Below are 14365 nucleotides of genomic sequence, written 5' to 3' on the forward strand. Positions count from 1 at the left end.
CGCGACGCCGTCGCGCTCGCCCGGGACTGCGGCGACCGGGAGGCCGAGGCCGAGGCGACGGCGATGCTCGCCGAGCTGCACGCGGAGCTCGGCGGCCTCGAGGACGTCCGCGACCTGCTGCAGCTGCCGCAACGGCCCGAGTTCCCGCTCCCCCGCATCCGGGCCCTGCGCATCCGGGCCAAGCTGCACCGCCGCCAGCGGCAGCTGGACGAGGCCCGTCGGCTGCTCGCCGAGGCGACCGAGCTGTGCCGGACCAGGCCCGACCCGTTCGAGGAGATCCGCCTGCTGCGGGAGCTCGCCATCGTCGAGTCCCTCGGCGAGCACCCGGCCGCTGGGCTGGAGCTGATCATGGCCGCCCGCCGGCGCGCCGAGATCGAGACCTGGCAGCACCGGCAGCTGCCCGCCCTGGCCTACGCCGAGGGCCGGGTCCTGATCGCCCTCGACCGGCTCGACGAGGCCGAGCGGGTCCTGCAGCTCGGCGCCCAGGACGCGGACCGGCAGAATCAGCAGCTGTCACGAAGCTGGATCGGCTACGAGCAGGCGCAGGTCGCCCGGCACCGCGGCGACCAGGAGAAGGTGATGACGTTCGCCGTCGACGCCCTGGACCGGTTCGGCGAGATGCGGCACCGGTACGGCAGCGCGCACTGCCGCGAGATCATCGGCCGGGTCCTCGCCGTCGACGACCCCGACAACGCCGTGCGGTTCCTCGCCGAGGCCCTCGAGACGTTCCACAACTGCGGCGACGCCTGGGTCGAGGCCACCGCCGCGGAGCGGCTCGCCGACGTCCAGGCGGACCGCGGCCACATCGAGCACGCCCTCGACCTGTGGGGCGCCGCCGAGCAGCTGTACGACGCGATCGGCCGCAACGCCGCGTCCGCCCGCGCCGAGGAGCGGCTCATGCGGGTGCGGGTACGGCTGCAGGCACACGGCCCGGCGATGGCAGGAGGCGCGACATGACCCGGATGACGTTCTGGATCGTCGTGGTGGTCCCGGCGCTCGCCGGGGTGACGATGATCGGCGTCGGCCCGATGCCCCTGCGCCTCGTCGGCGCCGCGATGCTCGGCCTCGCGGCCGCCGCCGCCGTCTACCCGTCCGTCTGGGGCGGCCGGTGGTCTGCGCCCGTCGAGCAGCCGCCGCCGCAGGCCACCGGCGGGCAGCTGCCGCGGCTTGCCACGTTCCGGGGCCGCACCCACCTGCTCGACGAGTTGCAGAAACGCTACACGGAACTGCAGGGGCCCGACGCGTCCAACGGCGCGATCATCCTGCCGATCCACGGCATGCCCGGCGTCGGCAAGTCGGCGCTGGCCCGCGAGTTCGCGTTGCGGATCGGCCGGGACTTCCCCGACGGGCAGCTGTACGCCAACCTCGGCAACGCCGGCAACATCCGGCCCGAGGCGGAGATCCTCAAGAGCTTCCTCGCGGAGCTGCGTCCCGACGTGACCAGCCCGGACTCGACCAGCGACCGCGCCGCGCTCTACCGGTCCCTGACCGCGACGAAACGTCTCCTCGTGGTCCTCGACGCGGCCCGCGACCACGAGCAGGTGGCCCGGCTCATCCCGGCCGGCGCCCGGTGCGCGGTCATCGTCACCAGCCGCCGCAACCTGGGGCCGGCGCTCGGCGTCGAGTCCCTCCCCCTCGACGTGCCGGGCATGGACGACGCCCTCGACATGCTGCGGGCCGTGTCCAGCACCAAGGACGAGGAGCGCAAGTTCGCGATCGAGATCGTGGAGCGGCTCGGGCGGCTGCCGCTCGCCATCCGGGCGGTCGGCGACGGCGTCGTCCGCGAGGGCGGAACCCTCGCCGAGGCCGCGGTGCGGCTGCGCCGGTCCCAGGACCACCCCGGCGAGGTCGCCGCGCCGCACCTCGCCGTCGTGTACGAGCGGGTCGAGAGCGAATACGCCCGCCTGGACCGCACCGAACGGCAGGCGTTCGAGCTGCTGTCGCTGATCGAGTCGCCGAGCTTCGTGCCGTGGGTCCTCGCCCCGCTGCTCGGCTACGACGCGGTCGAGCACCGCGCCGAACAGCACGCCGTGGAGAGCACCGTGAGCCGTCTCGCGGAGCGGCAGCTGCTGGCGGTCGCCGGGCTCGACGAGGTCACCGGCTTGGACCGCTACCGGTTCCATCCGCTGGTGCACAGCCTCGCGGTGTCGATGCGTGAGAAGACCCTGCGCGCCACCGGCGAGATCCTGGAACGCGTCGACGACGCCTACCTCGAGGCGCTCGACCTGGTCCTCGGCCAGTCCGAGACGGGATACCGGGAGCGCAACCCGGCACCGGAGCGGTTGCGCTGGTTCGCGAGCGCGTCGATGATGCGCAACATCGGCGACGGCCTGCCCGACCGGTGGGTCCGCGCCGAATACCGCAACCTGTTGCGCTGCGTCGCCGCCGCGTACCACCGGCGGCGCTTCGACCTGTGCTGGCGCATCGCGGTCCGGCTCGCCGACTGCGTCGCGGACGGGATCGAACGGGACCAGGTACTGGCCGCGCTCGACCTGGCCGCCGGCGCGGCGTCCGACCTCCGCGACGACGACGCGCGGACCCTCGTCGACCTGGCCGTCGGGCGGTACCTCGGGCGGCTCGCCTCCTACACCGCGGAGGGCGCCGACGAGGCCGACAGGCCGCCCGGCCTCGACGTCGCCTACGACCGTCTCGCCCTCGCCGCCCGGCAGGCGAACCACCGCCGCGACGACAGCGACGGCGCGCTACAGCTGGAAGTCCAGGCGTACCGGCACCTCGGCGCCGTCCACCTGCACCACGGCGCGTACCGCGACGCCGCCGTCGAGCTCGGCCGGGCCGCGCAGCTCGCCGACCGCTCCGGCGGCAAGGACCTCGTCCGCCTGGTCGAGCTGATGCGCGCCGCCGCCACACACCGGCCGCCGGCGCTGCCGGTACAGAAGAGTGATGACGACGAGACGATGTTCTGGGAGTCGTGGCTGGAGACGGAGAAGGCCCGCAGCCGGCACGAGTGGAAGGCGGCGTCGAAGGGGCTGCACCTGCTGCGCGAACGGTTCGCCGACGACGCGCTGCGCTCGGCGGTGCTCCTGCTGCGCCTCGCCGAGCTGCGCATCGAGCAGCTGCGCCTGGACCCCGACCACGAACGCGAACGTTCCAAGGTCCGCGCCGTGCACCGCTCCGCCGTCGCCCTGTATCACTTCCAGCGCATCCACGACCTGGCCGGCGCCGCCCGCGCCCGCTGCGTGCTGGTGCGGGCGCTGCTCGCGGCCGGGCGCACCGACGAGGCCGACGAGCAGCTGGAGTTCGCCCGTATGGACGCCGCCAGGGTCGAGCCGCTGCTGCGGCACCCCCTGTCGCCGCTGCAGGCGGCGCTGGACTGGGCCGGTGGTGAGTACACGCTGCACCGCGAAGGCGCGGACCGGGCCCGCCCACAGCTGATCAGCGCCGCGATGCTGTTCCGCCTGCACGGCGACCCGGACAGCGAGGCGGCCGTGCTGCACGCGGCCGGCCTCGCCGAGCTGCCCGCGGACGCGTTCGAGGCCGGCCCGCCCGGGCGCGGCACGTCGATCTGGATCGAGTCACCCGACGACGAGCTGCTGCTCTACCGTCCGTTCACGGTGCACTACCTGACCGGCCCGCCGGTCGTCACCGCGGACCTGCCGCCGGCCGGTGCCCGCCGGCTCGACGTCGTGCTGCACGTCGAGGGCGGCCGGGCCGAGCCGGTGACGCACCAGGTGCGCCTGGACCCGCTCGCCCCGCTGCCGGAGCTGCGGTTCCAGGTGCGGCCCGCCATCACCGGAGTCAGCCGCCTGCAGATCCTCGTCTACGACGCGGCGCACGGCGTCCTGCTGCGCCGCACCGAGGTGAACCCGCCGAAGACCGCCCGCCTGAGCCGCGTCGTGGCCATATGACCCGGCACGACATCGACGCCCACGACGAGTTCGACGCGAGCCACGCTCATCACGATCCCGGACCGCGTTGCGTGGGCCGCACGCGCACCCTCAAGCTGCACCTGCGCGCCGCGGCCACCGGATTCGAGGTCCACGCCTGGGGTGACAGCCTGCCCGAGAACACTGCCGAGCGGCACGTCGGTCACCTGTACGCCGGCCCGCAGGAGATCCGCCGGCTCGTACGGCAGCTGCACCGCGACTGGGCGACCTACCTGATCGACGTCGAGGACCCTGACGGCCATCGCAGCTACACGTTCGCCGACCGGTTCGACCTTTCGGAGATCACCGACCAGCGGCAGGTCGACGCGATGTGGCGGCGCCTCGCCGAGGCGGGCCATGAGCTGTTCCAGGCCCTCTTCGCCGGCGACAGGGCGCTGCGCGCGCTCGGCGAGCGGGTGGCCCGGGTGCTGCGCGGCAGCACCCAGGTCATCACCGTCCTGTCCGACGACGTCGTCGTGCCGTGGGCGATGCTGTACGTCCCCAAGAGGATCTGGGCACCGCTCCCCGCCGATTTCGAGGTCGAGCTGGATGCCTTCATCGGTCACCGGCACCACATCGAGCAGGTCCTCACCCTGCCCAGCGTGCCCGGCACCGAGATACAGGTCAGCGACGGCATGAGCGCGGGCGCCTACTACGACGACCGGCTCGACCGCATCCGCGACAACGGCCGGCCCGCCCCCGCCATCGTGAGTCCGATCGTGAAGATCCTCACCCAGTACGGCACCGTCCACGAGCGCACGTCCAGGGACGACCTGCGCGACCGGCTGCGCACCGACGGCGCCCACGACCACCTGCTCTACTTCTGCTGCCACTGCGCGGACGCCGAGGTGCTGATGCTCGGCCGCGACGCCGCGGACGGTGTCACCCCGGAGAACCTGCAGGGCTGGCTCCGCAAGGGTTTCACCAGAAGCCCGCTCGTCGTCGTCAACGCCTGCAGGGCGGGCGTGACCACCTCCAACTCCAACGGCCAGCTCGGCACCGCCCTGCTCGGCCGCGGCGCCGGCTGCCTCATCGGGCCGGTCGTCAACGTGCCGACGGTGTTCGCCGGCGAGTTCGCCCGGCGGCTGTTCGAGATGATCCTGCCCAACCACAGCGACCTGCGCTTCGGCGAAGCGGTCCGCACCGTCGCGCGGGACTTCGCGCACGACCACCGCAACCCGCTCGGCCTCGCGTACATGGTGTATCACGGGATCGACGCCCACTTCTGCCGCTGGGAGGCATGACCCGATGCGGGACACGGAACGCGCCATCGTCTTCGTGCACGGCACAGGTGTCCGGGGCCGCGCCTACAGCAGGTCGTTCCAGCAGATCCGAAGCCAGGTCGAGGCCAGGCCCGGCATCGGTCGCCTGAGCGGATGCTTCTGGGGTCAGCAGCACGGTGCTCGGCTCGCCGGCGAGCTGTCGATCCCGGACTACAAGCGCCTGCGTGGTGGGAGACGGGACGCCGGCGAGGAGGAGCTCGCGCTGTGGGCGGCGCTGTACACCGACCCCTGGTATGAGCTGCGCCTGCTCAGGTATGCGGGCGAGCCGGCCGGCGAACTGCCGCCCGGCGCCGTGCCGCCGGCCGCGGCGCTCCGGGCGCAGATCGATGGTTTCGTCCCGTCGGACAAGCTCCGCGCGAGCCTGGCCAGGCCGTTCAAGGGCGTCGCCGCACGGGCGGCGACCCGGCTGGTCGACCGGCGCAGGGGCGCGATCAGCGACCTGACGAATCCCGCGGCCGGTGACATCCTGCTGTACCAGGCCCGCGGCGAGCACATCCGTGCGGCGATCCGGCAGGCGATCGCCGACACCCGCGCGGACCGGGTGACCCTGCTGGCCCACAGCCTCGGCGGCATCGCCGCGGTCGACCTTCTGGTGATGGAGGACATCCCCGAGGTCGACCGGCTGGTGACGGTGGGCTCGCAGGCGCCCTATTCTCTACGAGATCGGCGCGCTCATCAGCCTGTGCCCGCCCGACCTGCTGCCGGATCATTTTCCGGAGTGGCTCAACATCTTCGACCCGCGCGACTTCCTCAGCTATGTCGCCGCCGGCGTCTTCCCGCCGGGTCGAGGACCAGCCGGTCGACAACGTCCAGCCGTTCCCGCAGTCGCACAGCGCGTACTGGTCCAACCGCTACGTCTGGGCAGAAATCCTCTCGTCGTGGTCAACGCCAGCAAGGTCGGCCCGACCGCGTCCAGCCAGAGCGGCCGGCTCGCTGGCGTCCTGCTCGAACGGGGCGCCGGCGGCGTTCGCCGGCGAGTTCGCCCGCCGGCTCTTCGAGATGATCCTGCGCAGCCACAGCGACGTGCCCATCGGAGCAGCGGTCCGCGCCCTCGCGCGGGACTTCGCCAGGGACCACCGCAATCCGCTCGGCCTCGCGTACATGGTGTACCACGGCATCGACACCACTTCTTCTGCCGTCATTGGGAGAGCGATGCGGAACCAGCTGCCGGCCGCCGATGAATTCGACGCCTTCGACGTGATCCGGCTCGACGAGGACGGCGGGCTGTTGGACGGCGCCGAGCGGGTGCCCCCGGGGCGGGTCGCCGCGCACCTGCGGGACCTGGTCGCGGTGCCGAGGGGCGTCACCGACGTGTTCGTCTTCGCGCACGGTTGGCAGAACACCGGCCCGCGCGCTGATGCCGCGTCGCGCCGGCTGTTCGCCGGGATCCGCGACGTGTACCGCGAGGACCCCGGCCGCTATCCGGCGCTGGACGGGTTCCGGCCCGCGTTCTTCTCCGTGCAGTGGCCGTCGCAGAGCCTGCCGACGGCCGGTGGGTACCGGAAGATCCGCGACCGGGCGCACGAGATGACGACCACCGGGCACGCCGCGCACGTCGTCGCCGCGCTGCTCGGGCTGCTCGACGCGGAGCGGGTCAGCCCGTACGGGCCGGACACGCTGCGGACCGCCGGCGGGCAGTACCTGCATTGCGTCGGGCACTCGTTCGGCTGCCGGCTGCTCGGCGAGGCGATCCGGGAGGCCGCGGCGCCGCCGGAGCATCGCGTGCTGGCGTGGCCGTGGGCGTCCCGGCACGAGTTTGCCGTCGACAGCTTCACCGGGCTGCAGATGGCCGCCCGTACCGACGTCTTCCGGCACCGGTTCCGGTCGCTGGTCGACGGGGGCGCGCCGATCGTCGGGCCGGTCGCGCTGACCGTGTCCCCGCACGACCGGGCATTGTCGCTGTGGCACCAGGTGCCCGAGGGCGAGCCGGGCCTCGGCGCCCGCGGGGCGCTGGACGCGCCGACCATCCCGCTGCACCGCGTGGACGAGGCGTACACCACGGCCGAGTTCGGGAAGGTCACCAACGTCGACGCCGGGTGGCGGTACACCGGCGGCTCGATGGTGCAGGGCGCGCACTCCGACATCTGGTACCCCGAGACGATCCACCTCCTGCTGTCCCTGGCGGCCCTGAGCCGTTGACGCCCTGTGGCACCCTCGGTTCGCTCAAGCACCGCAGGGAGTCGCATGGAGTTCCGGATCCTGGGTCCGCTGGAGGTCGTCGCCGCGGGCGGGGTCGTCTTCGAGCAGCTGCTCGTTGACAGGCTGCGATGAAGGTGTCCCGCCGCAGGTCAACGCATAACGGCTCTGCCAACTCAGAGCGGACGAGACAGCGCTACGTGTGGGTGTGTCTAAGCAGATGTGAAGCCGATCGGCGTGCCGCTGGATGTCAGCAGAAGCGTTCGGTCATCACTGTGATTGGCTCGTGCTGGCGCAACTCCGTCGTCAGCTCCCGCAGCAGCGGTCCGATGGCGTCGTCGCGAACGGTACTCAGGCAGGCGGTCAGGTCCACACAACCCGTGATGTGCGGGTGCGGCTGACCCCCGCCGAGTACGCCGTCTGGACCGCTGTCCGCGAACGCTCCGGGCGCCGGGACTTCGGTGCGCGGGGTCCAGGCTGTGGTGAACGATCTGGTCGATGGGTCGGTCGGCGACCGCGCCATCTACAGGGCCGTCGACGTCGGGCGGGAGCACCGGGTAGACGTTGCTGCGTAGGCCGCGCTCGCGCGTCGGGAGCAACCGCTGCGATTCGGCCTCGGACACCCGAAACCTGTCACACCAACAAATCCCGTCGATCAAGACAGGCCGAGGAGTCAAGGTCGACAGGTACTTCAGGACGGTTCTGCGCCGGCCACCCCGTTGCTACCGGCGGGTGCTCTACGAGTTGTACGCCTCGGGCGGCGCCTCAATCGTCTCGGCCGGCGAGGGCCGTACCGCGGGTGCGGTCGCGCCGTACTCAACGATTTTCAACTCGTACGGCACCCGGCCGGACTTCGAGACACCCGTGAACGTCGCCTTCACCCCGGCCAGCCGGCCCTGACTGTCGACCGTCGCCGTGAACGGGACCGCTGTCGCACCTGCCGGGTCGCCCTTGGCGAACAGGTCGGCGATCTCATTGGTGACGCCGCCGGCGGCCACCTTGGTCACGTCGAGCGTGCCGGTGAACGTTCCCGGCGCGTCCTGCTTGACGTTGCGTGCGGTGGTCAGAAATTTGATCCCGAACAACGGATCGGCAAGGAGCCGGAAGGTGGACCCCGACGAGAACCGCGACACAGACAGGTGCCACCAGCGACCTTGCGGATCGAACCCTTTCAGGTACACGTCGTCGCCGAGGATCACGTAATCGAGCTTGGTCGTGGTGCCGCCGCTGAGGGTGATCCCGCGAGTGGTCGTGTCGAAACCGCCGGACAGCGTTCCCTGGTTGCCGGTGATGGTGTATTTCAGGCTCTGACCGTCCAGCTTGGCGACCGCGGCGGCCAGCTGCTCCGATGCCGCTGCGGACGGCAGCGCGCTCGACGGCGGCGGATCGGCGTGCGGTGTGCGGTCCGAACCGCGGTCGCAGGCGCCCGATGCCGCCGCGAGAGCGGCGATGAGCACGCCGAGCGTGATGGTCCGTTTCATGCTCACTCCTGTCTGCCCATGGCCAAGGCATCAGGCTAGGTTCGCCCGGTGCCGGCTGGCATGAGGCTGGGAACCCGGTCCGGTCCCCTTTCCGCCAGGACCGCCCGCACGACCACCCAGGACTGCGGTCCCGGCCGGTGCAGGACGGGATCTGCGACGCCGGCATGAGCTGGCCCAGGTGCCGCGATCCGGAGCTTTCCCCGTCCCCCCGTCCTGCCGCCGCGGCGGGCTCGACCGCCGCGGCGTGGTCCATCCCGTACCGGGCGGCGCGTTCGGCGGCCTTGACCTGTTCAGCGAACCGCCGGAGCGAGCAGGCAGGGTCCTGACACACGAACACGCGGACCTGCAGGTACTCCAGTTCGAGGGACGCCGACCGGACCATCCCCGCGCACGCGGGGGTGGTCCCGGACCCACGATGGGCTTGTTGTTGACGTCATCGTGCTCCCCACGCACGCGGGGATGGTCCCTCTCCGCCGCAATAGGCACGAGCATGGCTTGTGGGCGCTCGGGCCGAAGGTTCGTGAATCGGGTTTGAGACATTCGAGGGAGGGAAGCCAGCGCGTCTTGACGTTGCAGGCGGGGCTGAGCGGTCCTTGTCGTCTGCTCGGTGATTGGACGTTGCATGGAGATCAAGCCTGCGGCGGTGGTGATCCCGAAGGACACCAGCCACCTGGAACAGGGCAAGTACGGCCCGATCTTCCCGCGCACGCCGGCCTGCTACGGATTCACGATCATCGCGAACGTGAAGCCCGGCCGTGCCGACGTGCTGCGCGAGTACGGCAACACCCTGGCCAAGGCCCTGGAAACCGAACCGTTCCTGCTGGCGCCGCTGAAGTTGCACTATCTGCGGTGGGTGCTGTTCGACGACGACAGCAGGTTCATGTACCAGGGCATCTTCGACACCGACTTCGACAGGTACACCGAGGACGCCGTCGCGCTGTTCACGAAGTCCGGGGTGAGCACGGCGTTCGAGAACCTTGAGGGGTTTCCGGAGGACTGGAAGACCAACCCGGAGGCATTCGTCCGGTTCATGCGTGAGCATCAGTGCCCAAGCTTCATCGAATACGGCGAGTACCCCTACGTCACCGCCGACGAGGTCAAAAAGGCGCTGCGGATCAAGGACGCCCTGTCCGAGATGCTCGACCAGCTCCAGTGAGGGCCAGATGACCGAGCAGCCCACCGCGCGGGTCTACAACACCAGGCATCAACCTCGACCGCTCACGCCCGGCCGGCGCCGCGTGAGCATCTACGTGGCGTGGAGTTACCCTGCCGAAGCCGGGCGCAACCCGCAGGAGCTGGACAACCGGTTCTCCACGATGACCGAGGTGCGCCGGGTGACCTGGCATCGTCACGCCGCTGGACGAGCGGGTGCTGGCCGACACCGACACGCTGTTCGTGTTCGGCTTGGACCATATGGTCACCGGGCAGGAGGCCACCGCCGCGGAGGTCGAGGCGGTCCGCACGTGGGTCAACCGGGAGGGCGCCCGCCTGGTGCTGGGCCCGCACCACGACGTCGGCGCCGGCGACGATCCCGCCGTGCGCGACATGGAGTACCACCACCACGGCGACGCACTCGTGCCGCGCCAGCAGCGCTTCGGCCGCTACACCCGCTCGCTGATGGAGGGCCTCGGCGTGCCGGTGCAGAACCGGTACGGGCTGCGCCCGGCCGTGGTCGGGCCGAACCAGGTCGCCCCACTGTCGATCAACCGGGATCTCGACACCCTCGGCTGGTTGACCGGGGTGACCAGCTTCAACTTCCACATGCACCTGCCGCACTACGCTGTCACCGTCGACGACGAGCAGGCCGTACGGGTGCTGGGCCGCCAGCCGATCGACCTGTCTCTGCCTGCGCACCCGTTCACCGAGGCGGGCAACACCGAGTTCAACATGTTCCTGTGGCTCCCGCCGGCCGGCCCACGCGCGGGTGACATCCTCATGGCCGACTCGACGATCTTCAGCACACTGTTCGGCGCCGACGAGAGCCTGCGTAACTTCTGGCGCAACATCGTCACCAGGTAGCGCGGAGGCCGGACCGTGGACCTGTACGACATCCAGCGCGGCGTGCTCAGTCCACGCCCCTCGCCGTACGCGGCGACCTACCTCGTGTTCCGCATCGACGACCGCGCCGACGGCCGCGAGCTGATGCGCCGCGCCGCCGCCGGGGTCACCTCCGCCGCCGACACGGTAAGTCCGCTCGGTGAAGCCTGGGTCAGCGTTGCCGTCACCTGCCACGGCCTGAAGGCGCTGGGGGTTCCGCAGGAGTCGCTGGACTCGATGGCGTGGGAGTTCCGCCAGGGCATGGCTGCGCGCGCCACGGCGCTGGGTGACACCGGGCCCAGCGCCCCCGAGGACTGGGAACCGCCGCTGGGCTCAACGGATGTACACGTCGTCCTGATCGCCCTGGCGCCGGACACGGCGCTGCTGGATGCGGCGATCGACCGGGCCCGGCCCGTGTACGAGCAGCTGACCGGGATCACCGCGATCTGGCGGCAGGACTGCCACGCCCTGCCGGCCGAGACCGAGCCGTTCGGCTACCGCGACGGCATCAGCCACCCCGCCGTCGAGGGCAGCGGCATCCCCGGTTCGAACCCGCTCGAGCAGCCCTTCAAGGCCGGCGAGTTCGTCCTCGGCTACCCCGACGAGCTCGGCGGCGTACAGACCACCACACCCGACATCCTCGGCCGCAACGGCAGCTACGTCACCTTCCGCAAGCTACGGCAGGATGTCGCCGCGTTCCGCCGCTTCCTGCGGGACAACTCCACCGGCGTCGACGACGAGGAGCTGCTCGCCGCCAAGGTCATGGGCCGGTGGCGCAGCGGCGCCCCGCTCGCGCTGGCATCCGAGCGCGACGACCCGGCGCTGGGCGCCGACCGCGGCCGCAACAACGCCTTCCTGTTCGGCGGCGATGATCCGGACGGGTTCACCACCCCCGGCGGCTGCCACATCCGCCGCGCCAACCCGCGCGACTCGGCCGTCGCCGGCGAGCCACGCCTGCACCGCATGATCCGCCGCGGCACCGCGTACGGGCCGCCGCTGCCCGACGGCGTCCTCGACGACGACGGCGCCGACCGCGGCCTGATGTTCGCGTTCGTCGGCGCCCACCTCGGCCGCCAGTTCGAGTTCGCCCAGACCCAGTGGCTCAACGACGGCGTCTTCTTCGGCGCCGGTAACGCCCGCGACCCGATCGCCGCCACCGGCGACGGCCCGGGCGACTACACCATCCCCCGCCGCCCCGTCCGCCGCCGGCTGCGGGACGTGCCGAGATTCGTCACCACCCGCGGCGGCGAGTACGCCTTCCTGCCCAGCCTCAGCGCGCTGCACTGGCTCGGCGAGCAGACCGACTGACCGAGGCGAGGCGAGGCGGACATGACCGTGCTGCACCTGCTGCTCAACGCCGTCACCGTAATCTTCATCGCGGGGACCATGTTCGCCGCCGGCCTCGGCGCGACGCTGCCCGCGCTGCGCGCAGTGTTCAGCGACGTGCCGCTGCTCGTGCTGGTGCTGCTGGTCAACCTGGCCGTCATCCCGCTGCTCGGCTGGGGCCTGGCCGTGGTGTTCGGCCTGGCCACTGCGCCGTTCATCGCGCTGCTGCTGGCCGCGTCCTCGCCCGGCGGGCCGTTCGGCGCCAAGCTCGGCATGGTCCAACGCGGCGACGTCACCCCCGGCGCCGCGATGCAGGTGCTGCTCGCGGCCGTCGGCAGCATCACCTTCGGCTTCACCGCCAACGCGTTGCTGACCGTAGCCGACGTCGGCGGCGGCATCTCCCTCGACGTCGGCGCGCTGGTCCGCACCGTCGCGATCCTGCAGCTGGTGCCGTTCGCGATCGGGCTCATCCTGCGCCACTACGCCACCGAGACCGCCCTGTCGTGGCACCCCATCGCGGCCAAGGTGTCGAATGTGACCTTCCTGATGGTCCTGGCCGGCATGCTGCTGGGCAACTGGAGCGACGTGATCGCTCTGCTTGGCACTCGGTCGCTGCTGGCCGGGTTCCTGTTCTCCGCCCTCTCGTTCGGCCTGGGCACACTCCTGGCCACCGGCCCCGTACGGCGGCGCACCACCATGGGTGGCGTCACCGCCGTCCGCAACGCCGGACCCGCCCTGGCAGCCATCGGCATCGCCTTCAACGACCAGCCAGCCATCCTCGGCGCGCTCGCCGCAATCCTGCTCAGCGGCCTGGCCGCAGCCATCCCGATCGCCGCGGTCCTCGGCCGCAGGCGATCCCGGTCGCCGGAGGCGGCCGTCGGAAGGCCCGATGTCATGTCATGAGTCGCAGGACCACGACGCCCCGGCCGCGGTTGCGCCGATGCAACGGTGATGCAGATTCTCAACGATGCTTTTCCGCGTGGCCGCCGAACTCGCTGCGCATCGCGGAGAGCACCTTGTCGGTGAACTCGCCGAGCCCGCGCGACTCGAACCGCTCGATAAGCGCTGTGGTGATCACCGGGGCGGGCACGCTCTCGTCGATTGCGGCCTGGACGGTCCAGCGGCCCTCGCCGGAGTCCGACACCCGCCCGGCGAAGTCCTCCAGCCGGGGCGAGCGGGCCAGCGCGTCGGCGGTGAGGTCCACCAGCCATGATCCGACGACCGAGCCGCGCCGCCACACCTCGGCGACCTCGGCGACGTCGATGTCGTACTGGTATGCCTCCGGGTCGCGCAGCGGCGCGGTCTCGGCGTCGATGATGCGGGAGGTCTTGCCCGCGTTGGCGTGCTTGATGATCGAGAGGCCCTCCCCGATGGCGGCCATCATCCCGTACTCGACGCCGTTGTGAACCATCTTCACGAAATGCCCGGCACCGCTGGGACCGCAGCGCAGGTACCCCTCGGGGGCGGTCCCGTCGCGGGTCCGGCTCGGCGTCGGCTCCGCGCTGCCGTGGCCGGGGGCGATGGTCTTGAAGATCGGGTCGAGCCGAGTCACCACCGCTTCCTCGCCGCCGATCATCAGGCAGTAGCCACGTTCCAGGCCCCACACCCCGCCGGACGTGCCGCAGTCCACGTAGTGGATCTGGTGCTTGGCGAGCTGCTTCGCGCGCGCGATGTCGTCGCGGTAGTACGAGTTTCCGCCGTCGATCACCACATCATCCGGGTCGAGCAGCGTAATGAGCTGGTCGAGCGTGGACTCGACGGCCGCGGCGGGCAGCATCAGCCAGACGGCGCGCGGCTTGTCGAGTTTCGCCACGAGATCCGCGAGCGAGTTCGCGCCGACCATACCCTCGCCGGCGAGTTGCTTGACGGTGCTCTCGGAGCGAGCGTATCCGACACATCGGTGACCGTCGCGTATGAGCCGGCGGACCAGGTTCGCGCCCATCCTGCCCAACCCGACCATGCCGACCTGCATGGGTTTCTCCGTTGTCATCGTTGTTCTCCCCCCAAGCGGCATCCGCTAGATCAGCCTTTGCCAGGCGGAACAACCAGATCCCCCCAGAAGCGCCGAACAGCACGATCACCTGATCGTCGCGGGGGCGCCGTTACGCCCCCTCGTGTTACCTGTGATACCTGACTGCGGTACCCGGCTCGGCGGGTCGTACACCGACGACCGCGCCGGTTGGAGTCAGCCACTTCGGGAGATGCTGAGCCAGATGAG

11 protein-coding genes are annotated in these 14365 nt (G+C 71.2%); 8 read left to right on the forward strand and 3 right to left on the reverse strand.

Annotated elements, in window-relative coordinates; all coding sequences use genetic code 11:
• Positions 1-953: 953 nt before the first annotated feature.
• The 4 genes from OHA72_RS46160 to OHA72_RS46175 are packed head-to-tail and all read left to right on the forward strand — an operon-like array spanning position 954 to position 7306.
• Positions 954-3866 (forward strand): NB-ARC domain-containing protein, encoded by a 2913-nt coding sequence (locus tag OHA72_RS46160; RefSeq protein WP_327002446.1) that lies wholly within the window; start codon positions 954-956, stop codon positions 3864-3866.
• Positions 3863-5128: a CHAT domain-containing protein gene (locus OHA72_RS46165; protein WP_327002447.1), complete on the forward strand. Its 1266-nt coding sequence runs from the start codon at positions 3863-3865 to the stop codon at positions 5126-5128. The genes OHA72_RS46160 and OHA72_RS46165 overlap by 4 nt, the downstream gene beginning before the upstream one ends.
• Before the next feature lie 4 nt (positions 5129-5132).
• Entirely contained in the window at positions 5133-6170 is a 1038-nt protein-coding gene (locus tag OHA72_RS46170) for an esterase/lipase family protein (RefSeq protein WP_327002448.1), read from the forward strand.
• The gene (locus OHA72_RS46175) at positions 6167-7306 is read left to right on the forward strand and encodes a hypothetical protein (RefSeq protein WP_327002449.1); all 1140 of its coding nucleotides are present in this window, start codon (positions 6167-6169) and stop codon (positions 7304-7306) included. The genes OHA72_RS46170 and OHA72_RS46175 overlap by 4 nt, the downstream gene beginning before the upstream one ends.
• Before the next feature lie 247 nt (positions 7307-7553).
• Here the strand turns inward: OHA72_RS46175 and OHA72_RS46180 are convergent, their stop codons facing one another.
• Both OHA72_RS46180 and OHA72_RS46185 read right to left on the reverse strand, forming a co-directional pair.
• Positions 7554-7676 (reverse strand): hypothetical protein, encoded by a 123-nt coding sequence (locus tag OHA72_RS46180; RefSeq protein WP_327002450.1) that lies wholly within the window; start codon positions 7674-7676, stop codon positions 7554-7556.
• Positions 7677-8040: 364 nt separating this feature from the next.
• Complete coding sequence (locus OHA72_RS46185) at positions 8041-8784, reverse strand: hypothetical protein (protein ID WP_327002451.1); 744 nt, start codon at positions 8782-8784, stop codon at positions 8041-8043.
• A gap of 622 nt (positions 8785-9406) precedes the next feature.
• Here OHA72_RS46185 and OHA72_RS46190 point away from each other — a divergent pair.
• The 4 genes from OHA72_RS46190 to OHA72_RS46205 all read left to right on the forward strand — a co-directional run bounded on the left by OHA72_RS46190 (position 9407) and on the right by OHA72_RS46205 (position 13050).
• Positions 9407-9940: a hypothetical protein gene (locus tag OHA72_RS46190; RefSeq protein ID WP_327002452.1), complete on the forward strand. Its 534-nt coding sequence runs from the start codon at positions 9407-9409 to the stop codon at positions 9938-9940.
• Positions 9941-10152: 212 nt separating this feature from the next.
• On the forward strand, positions 10153-10803 hold the full coding sequence (locus OHA72_RS46195; RefSeq protein ID WP_327002453.1) for a hypothetical protein: 651 nt from the start codon (positions 10153-10155) through the stop codon (positions 10801-10803).
• A gap of 15 nt (positions 10804-10818) precedes the next feature.
• Entirely contained in the window at positions 10819-12129 is a 1311-nt protein-coding gene (locus OHA72_RS46200) for a Dyp-type peroxidase (protein WP_327002454.1), read from the forward strand.
• A 21-nt stretch (positions 12130-12150) separates the two neighbouring features.
• Positions 12151-13050: a bile acid:sodium symporter family protein gene (locus tag OHA72_RS46205; protein ID WP_327002455.1), complete on the forward strand. Its 900-nt coding sequence runs from the start codon at positions 12151-12153 to the stop codon at positions 13048-13050.
• Positions 13051-13108: 58 nt separating this feature from the next.
• Here the strand turns inward: OHA72_RS46205 and gnd are convergent, their stop codons facing one another.
• A complete protein-coding gene (gene gnd / locus OHA72_RS46210; RefSeq protein ID WP_327002456.1) occupies positions 13109-14137 on the reverse strand; it encodes a phosphogluconate dehydrogenase (NAD(+)-dependent, decarboxylating) in 1029 nt (342 codons plus the stop codon).
• Positions 14138-14365: the final 228 nt, after the last annotated feature.

The organism is Dactylosporangium sp. NBC_01737, assembly GCF_035963215.1.
Classification (GTDB): domain Bacteria; phylum Actinomycetota; class Actinomycetes; order Mycobacteriales; family Micromonosporaceae; genus Dactylosporangium.

Coding starts and splice junctions, on each gene's coding strand:
- OHA72_RS46160 (WP_327002446.1), top strand. CDS start 954: ATGACCCGGATGACGTTCTGGATCGTCGTGGTGGTCCCGGCGCTCGCC.
- OHA72_RS46165 (WP_327002447.1), top strand. CDS start 3,863: ATGACCCGGCACGACATCGACGCCCACGACGAGTTCGACGCGAGCCAC.
- OHA72_RS46170 (WP_327002448.1), top strand. CDS start 5,133: ATGCGGGACACGGAACGCGCCATCGTCTTCGTGCACGGCACAGGTGTC.
- OHA72_RS46175 (WP_327002449.1), top strand. CDS start 6,167: ATGATCCTGCGCAGCCACAGCGACGTGCCCATCGGAGCAGCGGTCCGC.
- OHA72_RS46185 (WP_327002451.1), bottom strand. CDS start 8,784: ATGAAACGGACCATCACGCTCGGCGTGCTCATCGCCGCTCTCGCGGCG.
- OHA72_RS46190 (WP_327002452.1), top strand. CDS start 9,407: ATGGAGATCAAGCCTGCGGCGGTGGTGATCCCGAAGGACACCAGCCAC.
- OHA72_RS46205 (WP_327002455.1), top strand. CDS start 12,151: ATGACCGTGCTGCACCTGCTGCTCAACGCCGTCACCGTAATCTTCATC.
- gnd (WP_327002456.1), bottom strand. CDS start 14,137: ATGACAACGGAGAAACCCATGCAGGTCGGCATGGTCGGGTTGGGCAGG.